This is a genomic window from Christiangramia crocea (assembly GCF_022410465.1).
GTDB lineage: Bacteria > Bacteroidota > Bacteroidia > Flavobacteriales > Flavobacteriaceae > Christiangramia > Christiangramia crocea.
This window is the reverse complement of the sequence record NZ_JAJSON010000024.1, coordinates 73223-90525: the sequence shown is the minus strand read 5'-3', so window position 1 is coordinate 90525 and position 17303 is coordinate 73223. Positions and strand designations below refer to the sequence as shown.

Annotated in this window: 15 protein-coding genes and 1 riboswitch; all 15 genes read left to right on the top strand. The window is 41.2% G+C overall.

What is annotated here, in order from left to right:
• Positions 1 to 419: 419 nt before the first annotated feature.
• Complete coding sequence (locus LU635_RS11385; RefSeq protein WP_240099289.1) at positions 420 to 1712, top strand: O-acetylhomoserine aminocarboxypropyltransferase/cysteine synthase family protein; 1293 nt, start codon at positions 420 to 422, stop codon at positions 1710 to 1712.
• A 67-nt stretch (positions 1713 to 1779) separates the two neighbouring features.
• The gene (gene thrA / locus LU635_RS11380; RefSeq protein ID WP_240099287.1) at positions 1780 to 5160 is read left to right on the top strand and encodes a bifunctional aspartate kinase/homoserine dehydrogenase I; all 3381 of its coding nucleotides are present in this window, start codon (positions 1780 to 1782) and stop codon (positions 5158 to 5160) included.
• The gene (locus LU635_RS11375; RefSeq protein ID WP_240099285.1) at positions 5160 to 6323 is read left to right on the top strand and encodes a trans-sulfuration enzyme family protein; all 1164 of its coding nucleotides are present in this window, start codon (positions 5160 to 5162) and stop codon (positions 6321 to 6323) included. The genes thrA and LU635_RS11375 overlap by 1 nt, the downstream gene beginning before the upstream one ends.
• 33 nt (positions 6324 to 6356) lie before the next feature.
• Entirely contained in the window at positions 6357 to 6773 is a 417-nt protein-coding gene (locus tag LU635_RS11370) for an RrF2 family transcriptional regulator (protein ID WP_240099283.1), read from the top strand.
• 115 nt (positions 6774 to 6888) lie between these two features.
• A complete protein-coding gene (locus tag LU635_RS11365) occupies positions 6889 to 7140 on the top strand; it encodes a DUF2061 domain-containing protein (protein WP_240099281.1) in 252 nt (83 codons plus the stop codon).
• 2 nt (positions 7141 to 7142) lie between these two features.
• A complete protein-coding gene (locus tag LU635_RS11360; RefSeq protein WP_240099279.1) occupies positions 7143 to 7772 on the top strand; it encodes a phosphoadenosine phosphosulfate reductase domain-containing protein in 630 nt (209 codons plus the stop codon).
• 11 nt (positions 7773 to 7783) lie between these two features.
• Positions 7784 to 8683, top strand: coding sequence for a sulfate adenylyltransferase subunit CysD (gene cysD / locus LU635_RS11355; RefSeq protein ID WP_240099277.1), 900 nt, complete (start codon positions 7784 to 7786; stop codon positions 8681 to 8683).
• 71 nt (positions 8684 to 8754) lie between these two features.
• On the top strand, positions 8755 to 9999 hold the full coding sequence (locus LU635_RS11350; protein WP_240099275.1) for a sulfate adenylyltransferase subunit 1: 1245 nt from the start codon (positions 8755 to 8757) through the stop codon (positions 9997 to 9999).
• Positions 10000 to 10250: 251 nt separating this feature from the next.
• A complete protein-coding gene (locus LU635_RS11345) occupies positions 10251 to 12344 on the top strand; it encodes a HEPN domain-containing protein (protein WP_240099272.1) in 2094 nt (697 codons plus the stop codon).
• Positions 12337 to 13128 (top strand): uroporphyrinogen-III C-methyltransferase, encoded by a 792-nt coding sequence (gene cobA / locus LU635_RS11340; RefSeq protein ID WP_240099270.1) that lies wholly within the window; start codon positions 12337 to 12339, stop codon positions 13126 to 13128. The genes LU635_RS11345 and cobA overlap by 8 nt, the downstream gene beginning before the upstream one ends.
• Positions 13129 to 13211: 83 nt before the next feature.
• On the top strand, positions 13212 to 13805 hold the full coding sequence (locus LU635_RS11335; RefSeq protein WP_240099268.1) for a precorrin-2 dehydrogenase/sirohydrochlorin ferrochelatase family protein: 594 nt from the start codon (positions 13212 to 13214) through the stop codon (positions 13803 to 13805).
• Positions 13798 to 14862, top strand: a complete 1065-nt coding sequence (locus LU635_RS11330) for an NAD(P)/FAD-dependent oxidoreductase (protein WP_240099266.1) — start codon at positions 13798 to 13800, stop codon at positions 14860 to 14862. Before LU635_RS11335 ends, LU635_RS11330 begins: the two co-directional genes overlap by 8 nt.
• Before the next feature lie 138 nt (positions 14863 to 15000).
• Positions 15001 to 15498, top strand: coding sequence for an SRPBCC family protein (locus LU635_RS11325; protein WP_240099264.1), 498 nt, complete (start codon positions 15001 to 15003; stop codon positions 15496 to 15498).
• 63 nt (positions 15499 to 15561) lie between these two features.
• Complete coding sequence (locus LU635_RS11320; protein WP_240099262.1) at positions 15562 to 15984, top strand: OsmC family protein; 423 nt, start codon at positions 15562 to 15564, stop codon at positions 15982 to 15984.
• Between the two features lie 148 nt (positions 15985 to 16132).
• A riboswitch (SAM riboswitch) is annotated at positions 16133 to 16236 on the top strand.
• 46 nt (positions 16237 to 16282) lie between these two features.
• The gene (locus LU635_RS11315) at positions 16283 to 17299 is read left to right on the top strand and encodes a homocysteine S-methyltransferase family protein (protein WP_240099259.1); all 1017 of its coding nucleotides are present in this window, start codon (positions 16283 to 16285) and stop codon (positions 17297 to 17299) included.
• The last annotated feature ends 4 nt before the right edge of the window (positions 17300 to 17303 follow it).

Sequence of the window (17303 nt, the reverse complement as noted above, 5' to 3'; positions counted from 1 at the left end):
TGAACACAAATAAGTGAAATAATGGTCAGAATAATTTGTAATATGATGATGTGCATGATGGGGACAAGATCCGCAGCGTATCCTATTACATGAATCTGAAATAGATAATATTGTAAAAAGCCGCTGCCAACCGCAGCGGTTTTTTTATAGCCTTAGTTTAAAGAATACTGAAAAAGAAAAATTAGAAATCTGCCGGAAGGCCTGAAAATTTAAAATGATGGTAACAGCTAAAATTCAAAATATGATGATGTGTCGCATGATGATGCACATGTGTATGTGTCACATGGAAAGCTATTACCAAAACTGGAGAATTTAATATTAGTTATATAGTTCAATTAAACAGTCCCCTTGGTAATAGCTGATCAGGGGGACTTTTTTATAACAGCATTTTTTTATAACAATATTAAATTATTCTAATCATGAGTACACAAAAATTTTCAACAGCAGCCCTTCATGCAGGACACGATGTAAAAGCTAACGGTGACACGCGGGCAGTTCCTATTTACCAGTCTACATCTTATGTATTTAAGAATTCAGATCATGCAGCCGATCTTTTTTCCCTTGCCGAGCCCGGGTATATTTATACGAGGATCAATAACCCGACTAACGATGTTCTTGAGCAAAGGCTGGCAGCACTGGAAGGTGGGATTGCTGCGGTAGTAACCGCTTCGGGAACTGCCGCAACCAACACAGCTCTGCTAACTTTATTAAAGGCCGGAGATCATATAGTCTCCTCTAACAGCCTTTATGGCGGAACTTATAATCTGTTTAAAAATACGCTTCCACGTCTGGGGATCACTACAACTTTCGTAGACCCGTCAGATCCTTCAAATTTCACTAAAGCGGCAAAAGAGAATACAAGGGTATTCTTTGCAGAATCTGTAGGGAATCCAAAACTTGATGTTTTGGATCTTAAAGGCATTTCAAAGGAAGCAAAGGCTTTTAATGTTCCTTTTATTGTTGATAATACGGTGGCTACCCCTTATTTGTTGAACCCTATAGAGCATGGGGCCGATATCGTGATTCATTCCCTCACCAAATATATTGGTGGAAACGGGACTTCACTGGGTGGAGTGATCATTGATGCCGGAAAGTTCAATTGGGCAAACGGGAAGTTCCCTGAATTTACTGAGCCTTCTCCGGGTTATCACGGCATAATCTATCATGAGGTACTTGAAGAAGCGGCATTTATTGCCAAGGCTCGTATTGAAGGTTTGAGGGATCATGGTGCAGCGCTAAGCCCGTTCAATGCATTTCAGATACTTCAAAGCCTGGAAACCCTGAAGGTGAGAATAAAGGAGCATAGTAGTAATGCTCTTAAGCTTGCTAAATGGCTGGAAGATCAGGAAGAAGTGGAATGGGTGAATTATCCGGGTCTTGAAAGCAGCAAATATCATGAGCTGGCTAAGGAATACCTCAGTAAAGGACAAAGCGGAATAGTAACTTTCGGAGTAAAGGGTGGCTATGAAGCCGCTAAAACGGTTGTTGATGAGACTGAGATCTTCTCACTTCTGGCAAATATCGGAGATACAAAATCACTGATAATCCATCCGGCAAGCACTACCCATCAGCAGTTAACTGAAGAAGAACAGGAGTCTACCGGAGTTACTGCGGACCTTATAAGACTTTCTGTTGGGCTGGAGGATATAGAAGACCTTCAAAATGACCTGAAGGAAGCCTTCTCAAAAATTAAAAAAAGAACACTGGTTTAAATTGTTGGTTTGGTTAGTCAATCCGGGAAGGGAACAGGAGGCTCTTCCCGGATTAAATTAAAAACATATGCTTGGAGAATTAGTCATAAAAGATTTTAAAAATTCTGCCGGAACAGTTCAGGATATTAAGCTATCGTATGAGGTCTTTGGTCAGCCTTTACATTCGGCGCCGGTAGTGCTGATTAATCACGCCCTTACCGGAAATTCAAATGTGGCGGGAGATGACGGCTGGTGGAAGGAAATCGTTGGTGAGAATAAATGCATCGATACCAATAGATACACCATCCTGGCTTTCAATATTCCCGGAAATGGTTATGACGGCTTTATCATTGAAAATTATAAGGATTTTGTCGCCCGCGATATCGCGCATATTTTTCTTCTGGGCCTGGAAGAATTAAAGATCACACAATTGTTTGCGCTTATTGGTGGTTCGCTTGGAGGCGGAATTGCCTGGGAAATGGCTGCGATCAATCCTTCGATCACTCAGAATTTAATCCCTATAGCTACCGACTGGAAATCTACCGACTGGTTGATAGCGAACTGTCAGGTACAGGAACTGTTCCTTAATAATTCAAAAAATCCGGTTCATGATGCCAGGATGCATGCGATGTTGTGTTATCGTACGCCTGAATCATTTAAATCCCGATTTAAACGTAGTACCAATGAGGAGCTGCAGGTATTTAATGTGGAAAGCTGGTTATTGCATCATGGAAATAAACTCCAGGAACGTTTTCAGATAGGGGCTTATAAATTAATGAATCAGTTGTTAAAAACTATTGATGTTTCACGGGGCAGGCCGGAACTGGACAAAATTCTGGAACAAATTCAGGCTAATATTTGCATCATTGGGGTAGATTCAGATTTATTCTTTACCGCGGAAGAGAATCGGGAAACACATCGTCAATTAGCGCAAAGCAGTAATAAAGTGACCTATAGTGAAATTCATTCTGTGCATGGCCATGATGCTTTTCTTATTGAAGCAAGGCAGGTGGAACATATCATTTCAGGAATATTTCAGCAGGGCAGTAAGCTGAAAATTGTAAAATTTGGTGGTAAATCCCTGGCTAATGGGCGTGGAATCAATGCAGTTCTCGACATTATTGAGAATAAAATTGAAAACCAGGAACGAATAGGTGTGGTGGTTTCCGCGAGAGGAAAAACAACCGATCAGCTGGAAGACCTGCTGGAATTGGCTGCATCAAATCAGGATTATAAGGTTGCCTTTGAGAAATTCAAGAAATATCAGACAGGCGGTTATGAGGCTTTAGATTTTTCCGAAGAATTTAAAAATATTGAAAATATTCTGGAAGGAGTGCGATTGCTGGGAGATTATAGTCCTAAAGTAAAAGATCAACTACTGGCTCAGGGAGAAATTTTATCTGCCAAATTCATAACCGAAGTACTTCGCCAACGAGGTCGGCAGGCGCATTTTACCGATTCCCGGAGCCTTTTAAAAACCGATGATAAATTTGGCAATGCTCAGCCGCTTGAGGCGCTTTCAAAAGAATATTTTCTGAAACATTTTGAAAAGCATAACGGGCAAACTGTAAATATCATCACTGGTTACATTGGATCAACATCGAATGGCGAAACCACTACTTTAGGTAGAAATGGAAGCAATTATTCCGCGGCGCTAATCGCCAATTATCTGGATGCTGAAGAACTTCAGAATTATACCCATGTAGACGGGATTTATACGGCGAACCCGGATCTGGTGAGAAATGCGCAACGTATTGAGGAACTTTCTTATAGTGAAGCTAACGAACTGGCTAATTTTGGAACAACGATCCTGCACGCCAAAACGATTATACCTCTAATCGAAAAGAATATTCCGCTGCGTATTTTAAATACGTTTAATGATGACAATCAGGGAACTTTAATCACCGCCAAACCTACAAAGGAAGGAATCAAGTCTCTATCGGTTCTTGAACACACTTCATTGCTTAACCTGGAAGGCCGCGGACTTTTAGGAAAATCAGGTGTCGATGCCCGAATCTTTAGGGCACTCGGAGACAGCGGAATTAGTGTTAGTATTATTTCACAAGGTTCTTCAGAAAGAGGTATTGGGCTCGTGGTTGACGCACAAAACGCGAATCGTGCGGTTAAAGCGCTGGAAAGGGAATTTGAAAGTGATTTTTATTCAAAAGACGTCAATAAGATTTCGGTCGTAGAGGAAGTTTCGGTAATATCCATTGTGGGGCAGGACCTAAGCACTTTTCACAAACCTTATAACGCACTTATCAGGAATCAGATCGTGCCGCTGCTTTTCAATAATACCGTTACCGGAAAAAACGTGAGTCTGGTCGTGAAAAAAACACAGTTACATAAGGCACTGAATGTGATTCACGGCGAGATTTTCGAAGTTTATAAAAAGATCAATATTGCCATTTTTGGCCATGGGAATGTGGGTGGAACCCTTATCGAGCAGATTTTGGATTCGGCAGAGTCGATCGAAGAACGCAAGAAAATAAGACTGAATGTTTTCGCGGTGGCCAATTCCCGAAAATTGCTGTTGAATTCAGAAGGTATTTCCGAAGATTGGAAAGCCCAGTTGAAGGCATCAGAAAAAGCATCTTCCGTTTCAGAAATTATTGATTACGCCCGGCTGCATCATCTTGAAAATCTTATTGCGATTGATAATACGGCCAGCGGGGAATTTGTTCAGAATTATCCGAACCTGGTTAAAAATGGGTATGATTTGATCTCTTCCAATAAAATAGCCAATACTTTAGATATACAGTTCTATAATGATTTGCGAAGGGATTTAGAGAAAAACCAGAAACGATATTTTTATGAAACTAATGTAGGGGCGGGACTTCCACTTATAGATACCATCAGGATCTTGCATCTTTCAGGAGAAAATATTACTCGAATCAGGGGTGTCTTTTCCGGAACATTAAGTTATCTTTTCAATACATTTTCTTCGGAAGACAGGCCTTTTAGCAGCGTCGTGAAAGAAACAATCGAAAAAGGTTTTACAGAACCAGACCCTCGGGAAGATTTTAATGGAAATGATGTTGGCAGAAAATTACTTATTCTGGCAAGGGAACTTGATTTGCAGAATGAATTTGAGGATGTGAAAATTAAGAATTTAGTGCCTGAAAATTTAAGAGGTGGAGACACCGAGACCTTTATTTCCAATCTGGAAAAATTGGATGAAACCTATCAAAAAATAAAAGATCAACAAGAACCCAATCATGTTTTGCGATTTATAGGGGACCTCTCCGGGGATTTGCAACAGGATAAGGGCGAGCTGGAAGTCAAGCTGGTCTCTGTTCCGGCAGATAGCAGTCTTGGGCAGGTGAAGGGAGCCGATTCGATTTTTGAAATTTATACCGAATCTTATGGTGACCGGCCTATCGTGATCCAGGGAGCCGGAGCCGGAGCCGCCGTTACCGCGCGAGGTGTATTTGGGGACATTTTAAAATTATCAGAAAAAATAGCTTAATGGAAAATTTTGAAACCATAGCAGTAAGAACACAAACTGAAAGAACACAGTTTCTTGAGCATTCAACACCTTTATATCTCACTTCAAGTTATGTCTTTGAAGATTCTGAGGATATGAGGGCGAGTTTTGCTGAAGAGAAAGAGAGAAATATCTACAGCAGATTTACTAATCCCAATACTTCTGAATTTGTGGAAAAGATCGCGAAGATGGAAGGGGCTGAAACTGGTTATGCGTTTGCTACGGGAATGTCGGCGGTTTTCTCAACCCTGGCAACACTGTTGGATAGTGGCGATCATATAATCTCGGCAAGAGCTGTTTTTGGTTCTACCCATAGTCTGTTCACCAAATTTTTCCCCAAGTGGAATATTTCACATAGCTATTTTAATGTGAATGAAGTCGATAAGATTGAAAGTCTGATTAAGCCGGAAACAAAGGTCATTTTTGCAGAAACTCCCACTAATCCGGGTGTGGATATACTGGATCTTGAGGAACTGGGAAGGATCGCCAAGAAGCATGATCTGTTATTAGTGATAGATAATTGTTTTGCAACTCCATATCTGCAAAATCCAATAAAATTTGGAGCGGACCTGGTGATACATTCGGCAACCAAATTAATCGATGGCCAGGGGAGGGTTCTTGGCGGAGTTACTGTGGGAAGGGAAGAACTCATAAGAGAGATCTATCTCTTTAGCAGGAATACCGGGCCTGCACTTTCGCCATTTAATGCATGGGTATTGTCAAAAAGCCTGGAAACCCTGGCGGTAAGACTGGACAGGCATTGCGAGAATGCATTGAAAGTTGCAGAGTTTCTTGAAACTGAAAATAATGCTGAAAATGTAAAATATCCTTTTTTGAAATCGCATCCGCAATATGAGATCGCGAAAAAGCAAATGAAACAGGGTGGAAATATCGTGTCATTTGAAATAAAAGGAGGAATTGAAGCCGGGCGAAAGTTCATCGATAAACTTGAGCTTTGTTCCAGATCGGCAAACCTGGGCGATACCAGGACAATAGTGACGCATCCGGCATCTACCACTCACAGCAAATTATCTAAGGAAGAACTGGAGGCCGCAGGGATTTCTGAAGGTTTGGTTAGGGTTTCGGTGGGGCTGGAATCTATAGAAGATATTATTAACGATTTAAAAAACGCATTAAACAATTAAAGGAAGCAGAAGGAATATTTTTATATTCGTCTTATGCTTTCTAAAAAGACCAAGTACGGAATTAAGGCACTGGCTTACATTGCCAGAAAGAAGGACAGGAAACCGGTCCAGACCTCAGAGATCTCCGAGAGTGAGAATATTTCACAAAAATTCCTGGAAAGTATTTTGCTGGAATTAAGAAAATCGGGGTTCCTGGGATCCAAAAAGGGTAAAGGAGGAGGTTATTATCTCATCAAAGAACCGGAAGAGATAAAAATGACCGCTGTTATCCGGGTATTGGAAGGACCAATCGCGATGGTTCCCTGTGTAAGCCTTAATTATTATGAGAAATGTGATGATTGTCCGGATGAAAATACCTGTGCGGTTCACAAGCTAATGATACAGGTAAGAGACGCATCACTGAACATACTTGGCGAAAATACATTGCGGGATATTGCCACTTCTCAATAACCCAAATGTTAAAGTCATAATTTAATTAGTGAAATAGTTGGTTGTTAGGTAATTCAAGTATAGTTTTGTCTAAAACCTAGTAAACCGATAGGGTAATAGAGAAATGATAACAGGAATGTTTATAAACCAGTCAAAAGCCGATACGACTTTTAAGAAAGACAGAGCTTCAGAAAAGCCTCTTAGGAGTATAGCCAAAACAGTAAGCTGGCGTATCGTTGGGACGATAGACACTATAGTAATTTCCTGGTTTCTTACCGGGAAAATCCAAACGGCACTAGCCATAGGAGGTGTGGAATTAGTAACAAAGATGATCTTGTATTTTGCTCATGAGAGAGTTTGGAACGTGATAAATTTTGGGAGGGATTAGTTATGAAAAAGTATACAGAACAGGAATTAAAGATTTTAAATGAGAAGTTCAGGGAAGCAAAGCCTGATGAAATCATAAAATGGGCCTTAGCTGCCAGCGATAAGCCGGTGGTGACCACTAATTTCAGGCCTTATGAAGCAGCGATACTTCATGCCTGCGTAAGCGAAGACCCTTCTATTAAGGTAATCTGGTGCGATACGGGTTATAATACCCCGCAAACCTACAGGCATGCCAGTGAGGTAATAGATTTACTTCATCTTAATGTAAAGCTCTACATACCAAAACAAACAGCTGCATACAGGGATGCCTATTTTGGAGGAATACCAGAAGTGAACAGCCCGAAGCATGAAGAATTTACACGTCAGGTGAAGCTGGAACCTTTCCAGAGAGCCATGGCGCAACAGCAACCAGATCTTTGGTTTACCAATTTGAGAAAAGGCCAGACTTCATTCAGGGACAGTATCGATATCCTTAGTTATAGCAGAGATGGGCTGTTAAAAGTTAGTCCGTTCTATCACTGGAGTGATGAAGAACTGGATGTATACCTGGCAGAAAAAGGATTGCCAAATGAATTTAAATATTTTGATCCAACTAAAGTATTAGGAAACAGAGAGTGTGGTTTACACGCTTAAAAAAGAATATAATGGGAGCAGTATTAAATCAAAATACCTTAGAAAGCGAAGCAGTCTATATCTTCCGGGAAGTGGTAGCACAGTTTGAAAATCCAGTGCTGTTATTTTCAGGAGGGAAAGACTCCATCACCCTGGTAAGACTGGCTCAAAAAGCCTTCTTTCCGGCTAAGATTCCTTTCCCACTTCTGCACATTGACACCGGCCATAATTTTCCCGAAACCATAGAGTTCAGGGATAAGCTGGTAAAGGAGCTTGGGCTTCAGCTAATAGTTCGTCATGTGCAGGATGATATTGATAATGGAAAGGCGATCGAAGAAAGCGGGAAATACTCCAGCAGGAATTCGTTGCAAACCAATACGTTGTTGGATGCCATAGAAGAATTCAAATTCGATGCCTGTATTGGAGGAGCCCGTCGTGATGAGGAAAAAGCCCGCGCCAAGGAGAGGATCTTTTCAGTAAGAAATGATTTTGGGGAATGGGATGAAAAGAATCAGCGTCCCGAGGTATTTGATATGCTCAATGGAAGGATAGAAATTGGCCAGAACGTAAGGGTGTTTCCAATTTCCAACTGGACCGAACTGGATGTATGGAGTTATATAGCCAGTGAAAAAATAGAAATTCCTTCTATTTATTATTCTCATGAAAGGGAAATATTTGAACGTGACGGGCTGCTATGGTCAGCTTCCGAATTTGTTTACAGGGAAGAGAATGAGATCCCGGTGAAAAGGAGAGTTAGGTTCAGAACCGTAGGAGATATGACCTGTACCGCTGCGGTCGAGTCAGATGCAGATAGCATAGACAAGATCGTTCAGGAGATAAGAGAATCAGCTATATCTGAGAGAGGGGCAAGAATTGATGATAAACGTTCTGAAGCCGCGATGGAAACCCGAAAACAACAGGGATATTTCTAAAATATAATAAGAGTGCATCCTGTTCCAATAACTATCGGAATTGTTTCAGGATCTAACAAGAAAAGAATAAAATGGAAGTTTTAAAAATAGCAACAGCAGGGAGTGTAGACGATGGGAAAAGTACCCTTATAGGGAGGTTACTTTACGATACCAGGTCTTTAACTTCAGATAAGCTTGAGTCAATAGAAGTAAGTAGCCGTAAGAAGGGGCTTGATTACCTGGATTTTTCCCTGGCAACCGATGGATTGGTAGCTGAAAGGGAGCAGGGAATCACCATAGATGTGGCTCATATATATTTTTCAACGAGGAAGAAGAGCTATATTATCGCTGATACTCCTGGCCATGTGGAATATACCAGGAATATGGTTACCGGAGCATCGACTTCCCAGGCATCCATCATTCTTATCGATGCCAGGAAAGGTGTGATCGAACAGACCTACAGACACTTTTTTATCAATAATCTTTTAAGGGTGAAAGAAGTGGTCGTGGCTGTAAATAAGATGGATCTCGTAAATTATTCGGAAGACGTTTTCAACGAGATTGTTGCGGATTTTCAGGAATTGAGAAGCAGAAGTGAGTTTAAGGATCAGAACATCACCTTTATTCCGGTAAGTGCCCTTTGGGGTGAAAATATTGCTGAAAAGTCTTCTGCAATGTCATGGTATGAAGGCGATACAGTTCTGGAGCATCTTGAAGCAATTAAAGCGGAAGATTTTGAAGAAGAAAGTCAGGCAAGATTCGCAGTGCAAACGGTGATCCGTCCAAAGACCGATGAATATCATGATTACCGTGGTTATGCCGGTAAGATAAGTGGAAGCAGTCTGAAAGTCGGTGATGAGGTAACTGTTCTGCCTTCCCTGACCACTTCAACGATCAAGGATATTCACTTCTTTGATGAGAGTTTCGAAGAAGCACCTGCCGGAAGCTCGGTTACCATTAGTCTGGCAGATGATATCAATGTGGCCCGTGGAGATATGCTGGTGAAGTCGGGTGAGGTCCCGCAGCAAACAAAATTACTTGATGCAACGGTTTGCTGGATGGACAATAAGGCGTTGCTTCCCGGGAATAAATATGTTTTACAACATAATACCAATGGAATACTGGCTAAAATCGACAGGATCGAGGGTCATGTGGAAACTAATTTTGGGGGAGTAACCCAGACCGATTCTTTAAGATTGAACGAAATTGGTAAGGTAAGCATCAAACTAAGCAAGCCGATTTTTGCCGACAATTTTGAAAAGAACAAGGCAAACGGAAGATTCATTCTGGTAGACACACAAACAAACACCACTGCCGGAGTTGGATTTATAAGATAAACAAAAAGAGAAAAGAAGTGAACTGTCTCATTATGAATATCATGAAAGTTATGTGTATGCGCTATTCGCCTCACACTTAGAAGTCTTATTTATAAAACCAATTATAAAAAAGTCCTTTTAAGTGCAGATTAAAAGGACTTTTTTCATTTCAAAATTTAGAGCCACGCGCAGAAATTTGAAATATCGAATTATTCCCACAAGGGATCGCTTTTAAAAAAAGCACTGAATAAAAAATTAAAATATCAGTAACCATGCAAAGTTTTAGAACCGAAATTGAAAACCCAGTTGTTGAACAGGACATTCTGGATTTGGAGAAAAAGATCAGGCTGTTCCGTGAAGGAAAAGCTGATGAAGAGAAATTCCGTAGCCTTCGTCTTGCACGTGGGGTTTACGGGCAGAGACAGGCTGGCGTACAAATGGTTCGTATAAAACTGCCATTTGGAAAAGTAACTTCTGAACAGTTACACAGAATTGCCGATGTTTCTGATGAATATTCCACGGGGAGACTACATATAACCACCAGGCAGGATATACAGATTCACCACGTAAGTCTGGATCGTACCCCGGAACTATGGGCACAGCTGGAAAAGGATGATGTTACCCTTCGGGAGGCTTGCGGAAATACTGTGAGAAATATTACTGCTTCTGAAACGGCCGGGATAGATCCTAAGGAACCTTTTGATGTTTCGCCTTATGCACATGCAGCTTTCAGTTTTTTCCTCAGGAATCCGATTTGCCAGGAGATGGGAAGAAAATTCAAGATATCATTTTCCTCTTCTGAAGAAGATACAGCATTGAGCTATATACATGATCTTGGATTTATAGCAAAGATCAGGGACGGAAAAAGAGGCTTTAAAGTATTGCTTGGCGGCGGACTTGGTTCACAGCCAAGACATGCCGATGAACTATATGATTTTCTTCCGGCAGAAGAGATCATACCTCTTATCGAGGGAGTTCTCAGGGTATTCGATCGTCATGGAGAAAGGGCAAAAAGACTAAAGGCAAGAATGAAATTCCTGATCAAGGATATTGGAAAGGAAGCCTTTATGGATCTTGTTGAAGAACAGCAGACAGCCTTGTCTAAAAGACAGCCTGAGTTCCAAATAGAAAAATTCGAGGTGGAGCCTCCATTACAGGATGTTGAGGTGCCTGCAGTTGAGATCGAAGATCAGAAGGATTTTGAGCTTTGGAAAAGCACTAATGTAATTCCTCAGAAGCAGGACGGTTTGTTCGCAATAGGTATTCGTGTTCCGCTAGGTGATTTTTATACAGGTGGAGCAAGAAAACTGGCAGACCTTGTTAAGAAATATGCCGGGAATGAGATCAGGCTGAGTTTAAGACAGGATATCCTGATTCGTCATGTAAGAGAGGAATTTCTTCCATTCTTTTACACCGAGTTAAAGAAACTGGGCTACGCTGATACTGGTTATAACAAGACCGTTGATATCACTGCCTGCCCGGGTACAGATACCTGTAATCTGGGGATTGCCTCCAGTACGGGAATAGCCAGCGTACTGGAAGATGTTTTAAAAGAAGAATATCCACAGTTTGTGAATGGGAAGGATATCACTATAAAAATAAGCGGATGTATGAATGCCTGCGGCCAGCACAACATGGCCGAGATTGGGTTCCAGGGAATGTCAATTAAAGTTGGAAAGACGGTGGCACCCGCACTTCAGGTTTTACTAGGAGGAGGAACTCTGGGTGACGGAAGAGGTCGTTTCGCAGATAAGGTTGTAAAAATTCCGAGTAAAAGAGGCCCGGCAGCTTTAAGGATCCTGCTGGATGACTTTGAAGCGAATTCAGGAAATGAAGAGAAATATGCGGAGTACTATGACCGTCAGGAAAAGACTTATTTCTATGATCTTCTGAAAGACCTTGCAGATACTTCCAATCTCACCGAAAGTGACTTTGTGGACTGGGGACATGAAAAGCCATACATAAAGGCCGTAGGAGTTGGGGAATGTGCAGGTGTAGTAATTGATCTTATTTCAACTTTGCTTTTTGAAAGCGAAGAGAAGATAGATAATGCTAAAAGTGCACTGGAAAGAAAAGCCTGGGCAGATAGTATCTACCATTCCTACACATCCATTGTGAATTCGGCCAAAGCATTGTTGCTTGCTGAAGACGTGAAAACCAATACACAGGCTGGTATAATTTCACAGTTTGATGAATTATTCGTTGAGCCTGGAAAACTTGAGCTGTCAACTTCATTTAAGGAGTTTGCATATCAATTGAATGAAAATGAGCCTACAGAGGCTTTTGCAAAGAAATATTTAGAGGATGCGCATTTATTCCTGAAGAGAGTAGATGCCTATAGAACGAGGGAGGTACAAAATGTATAATTTACCAAAATTAAGCGTAGTAGGAGCAGGGCCGGGAGATCCTGAATTGATAACCATAAAAGCAGTGAATGCTCTTAAGAGTGCAAAAGTCGTATTGTATGATGCGTTAATAAACAGGGAGTTACTGGAATATGCACCACAGGCTGAACATGTTTTTGTGGGAAAAAGAAAGGATAAGCACCGGTACTCACAGGATGAGATCAATGAGCTTATAGTAAAATATGCCCTGGAACGGGGACATGTGGTAAGACTTAAGGGAGGAGATCCATTCGTTTTTGGAAGAGGATCAGAGGAGATTAGTTATGCTAAAAGCAAAGGTTTGGAAACCGAAGTGGTTTCAGGCATTACTTCTTCTGTGGCGGTTCCGGCGAATGTGGGAATTCCGCTAACACAAAGAGGAACTTCAGAAAGTTTCTGGGTAATCACGGGAACAACATCGCAAAGAAAACTTTCCGATGATGTGCACCTGGCGGCTCAGTCAACGGCAACTGTGGTCATTTTAATGGGAATGGGTAAAATTGCTGGGATCGCCGAGGTTTTTAGTCGGTTTGGAAAAGAAGACACCCCGGTTGGGATCATCCAAAATGGAACCACTGAGAATGAAAAATCGGGCTTCGGAACAATAAGAAATATTGTGGAAGTGGTGAATGATAAAAAGCTCACTGCACCGGCTATAATTGTTATAGGAGAGGTAGTGAAGGAAGCGAATGCTTTGCAGAAAGTATATCATAATATAAATTCGGTTCCAGAGAGATCAGAATTTTTGAAATCTCAAGTGACTTAATTACAGAATTGTCATCCTGAATTTAATTCAGGATCTGTGAGAAGCTGAAGCAAGTTCAGCGTGACAAGTAAAGAAAAATTGCTATGGAAGAGAGAAATGAATTATACCCGGTTTTTTTAAAGGTCAGTAAGCTCAATATTCTGGTAGTTGGCGGAGGGAATGTAGGCCATGAGAAATTGCATTTTTTGCTGAAATCCAGCCCGAATGCAAATGTTGAGGTTGTCGCAAAATGGTTTTTACCAGAAACTGAAGAATTAGCACTTAAGCATGGAGTGAAGCTGACCAAAAGCCGGTATAAGCGAAAATTTTTAAAGAAAAGGCATGTGGTGATTGCCGCAACGAATGATGCTAAACTAAATAAAAGAGTTTATCGGCATGCAAAGAAACGTTATCTGCTGGCCAATATTGCAGATACGCCGGATCTATGCGATTTCTATATGGGCGGTATCGTAAATAAAGGTCATGTGAAGATCGCGATCTCCACCAATGGAAAATCACCCACTACTGCCAAGAGGTTACGGCAGTTCTTTGAGGAGGTAATTCCCGAGAATGTAAATGAAATGGTAGAGAACCTGAATGAATACCGAAAAACAATAAAAGGCGACTTTGAAGCCAAAGTAAATCAGTTGAATAGTTTAACAGAATCCTTAATCGAAAAAAAAGAAAAAGATGATTAAAACAGACATCCTGATAATAGGAGCAGGACCAACGGGATTGTTTACCGTGTTTGAAGCAGGACTTTTAAAGTTAAAGACACACCTTATAGATGCTTTACCGCAACCAGGAGGACAGTGTTCAGAAATATATCCAAAAAAGCCAATTTATGATATTCCGGCATTTCCGGAAATTCTGGCGGGAGATCTTGTTAACAACCTGATGGAGCAGATAAAGCCCTTTTCTCCTGGTTTTACACTGGGTGAACGTGCAGAGACTCTGGAGAAACTGGACGATGGCACGTTTATCGTAACCACAAATAAGGGAACACAACATCATGCACCTGTAGTAGCCATAGCCGGCGGTCTGGGATCTTTTGAGCCTAGAAAACCCCCGATCACCAATATTGGCGATTTTGAAGATAAGGGAGTCTCTTATTTTATAAAAGATCCGGAAGTATATCGTGATAAGAGAGTTGTAATCGCCGGTGGCGGGGATTCTGCTCTGGACTGGGCGATCTACCTGGCTGATGTGGCTGCTGAAGTTGCTCTTGTGCATAGGAGAAGGGAGTTTAGAGGTGCTCTGGATTCTGTGGAGCAGGTATCGGAACTGGCAAAACTTGGTAAGATTGAAATGATCACTAATGCTGAGGTAGTTGGTTTAAGAGGAGAAGAAAGACTTGAAAAGGTTGTTATTCGTCATAAAGATGAAGCTCGCGGAGAAGAATTCAGAGAAGTTGATGAATTCATTCCGTTATTCGGACTTTCACCAAAACTTGGGCCTATTGGAAGCTGGGGGCTTGAAATAGAAAAGAATGCCATCAAGGTGGACAATTCATATGATTATCAAACCAATATTCCCGGTGTATATGCAATAGGAGATGTAAATACCTATAAAGGAAAACTCAAACTTATCCTGTCCGGATTCCATGAAGCAGCGATCATGTGTCAGAGTGCTTATCAGAGAATCTATCCAGATAAGAAATTTGTACTGAAATACACCACTGTTGGTGGCGTGGAAGGATTTGATGGTAGCAAAAAAGAAGCGAAGAAAGAAGTTGTACAGAGTATAGGCGTTTAATTATTAGATAATAATCCGTTCCTGAGGTCTTAGAGATTGTGTTGTTTTTAACTCCATGTTTTCAGTAGTTTAAGGCTGAAAGAGTTAAATTAGCTATAAGCAGTATTGCTGGAACTTTTCAGTTAAATAAAGATGAGCATGGAAACTTTAAAAATGGATTTTAGAATAGACACGGAGGAGAATTCGGTTTGTGTGGAAAAAGAATTTGCTGCTCCTGTAGATGTGGTTTGGTCAGCATGGACGCTTCCTGAAACCCTTGATAAATGGTGGGCGCCAAAACCATGGAAAGCGAAGACCAAACTGATGAAATTCAGGGAGGGTGGCAGATGGTTTTATGCAATGGTGAGTCCCGAAGGAGAAGAGCATTATGCTTTGGTAGAGTATCACGAGGTAATACCGGAGCAGAGGTTTGAAGGAGTAGACGCATTTTGCGATGAGAAAGGGGTGGTAAATGAAGAATTGCCAAAATCACATTGGAAAGTTTCATTCGAACCTGAAGGAGCCCATACCCTGGTTACAATTGAAACGACTTATGCAACGGCCAGTGAACTTGAAACTATTCTGAAGATGGGATTTCAGGAAGGCTTTACCGCCGGACTCTTGCAGCTGGATGAGCTATTGAAATCCGGAAAATGATAGTTAAGACTCAGGGTTGCAAATTCCAATTCTGGAATGCTATCTTTGTTAAAAATTATTTCAATGAAGATCAGTTTAAGAAGAATCAATGATAGTTACCTTTTTGAAACAAAAAATGAAAGGGGGGATATTGTATTACTGGATAATAAATCTGAAGAAGACCCAAGAGGCTCAAGTCCGATGGACCTGATCCTTCGAGGGATCGCAGGTTGCAGTAGTATAGATGTGGTTATGATTCTTCGAAAACAACATCATGAACTTGAAGATATTCAGGTGCATGTAGAAGGATTTCGGGAAGACGGTGCAGTGCCAAATGTGTTTAAGAAGATCCATCTTGATTTTATCCTGAAAGGAGATGTCACTCCGGCAAAAGCTAAAAGAGCTGTAGAACTTTCGATGGATAAATACTGTTCAGTCGCAAAAATGCTGGAAAAAGCAGCGGGTATCAGTTATTCTGTTCAGTTGAACGGAGAAAAAGTTTGCTAAATAAGGGAAAGAGGTGATAAAGGAAATACCTAAAAAGTAAAGGTCAGAGCTTTTCTGATTATATTTTTTAACTTATTTCTTCCTTAACTTATTGGCATATCACCTGCTTCGCCCTATATTTGCGCCTATAAGTTCATTGTTTATACCAGCGTTATCAAGAAAGGTTGAGGGATTAGACCCGTAGAAACCTTAGCAACCCTCCTGAGTGAGAAGGTGCTACATTCTACTACGCCCGGCGTAGATAGATAACAAAGACTTCTTTTCTGTCTTCTTTTTTGATAACCTTATTTAAGTAAATATGTCAAAAATAGAAGAGTTACTCTCTAAAAAAATATTGATTCTGGATGGTGCCATGGGGACCATGCTTCAGGAATATAAATTCTCTGAAGAAGATTTCCGTGGAGAAAGATTTGCCGACTGGCCCGTATCACTTAAGGGTAATAACGATCTGTTATCCCTTACCCAGCCTGAGGCGATCGCTGAAATTCACAGGAAATATTTTAAGGCCGGTGCAGATATCGTTGAGACCAATACATTCTCAGGGACTACTATTGCCATGGCCGATTATAAGATGGAAGAGCTTGTTCATGAACTGAATTATGAATCGGCAAGGATCGCTAAAAAGGTAGCTCTGGAATTAACCGAAGAAAATCCCGATAAACCGAAATTTGTTGCCGGAGCCATGGGGCCTACCAATAAGACGGCCAGCATGTCTCCAGATGTGAATGACCCTGGTTTTCGTGCTATCTCATTCGTTGAATTACAAAAAGCTTATAAACAGCAGGCAAAAGCCCTGATTGAAGGTGGTGTTGATGTATTGCTTGTTGAAACCGTTTTTGATACGCTTAACGCCAAGGCGGCCTTATTTGCAATTGATGAACTGAAGGAAGAGCTCAATACTGATATTCCGGTCATGGTAAGCGGAACGATCACAGATGCTTCAGGAAGAACACTTTCGGGACAAACCGCAGAGGCATTCCTGATTTCGATTTCGCATATTCCGCTTTTAAGTATTGGTTTTAATTGTGCTTTGGGAGCAAAACAGTTGACTCCTCATCTCGAGGCGTTAGCAAGAAATACAGAATTTGGAGTTTCAGCCTATCCCAATGCCGGCCTTCCGAATGCCTTTGGTGAATATGATCAGGATGCTGGGGAAATGGCTTCGCAGATAAAGGAATATCTGGAAAAAGGTCTGGTCAATATCCTTGGAGGCTGTTGTGGGACCACCCCGGAACATATAAAGGCCATTGCAGAAATTGCAAAAGATTATAAGCCCAGGCCGATCAAAAAGAATCTCAAATTTCAAAGCGTTTAGGTAT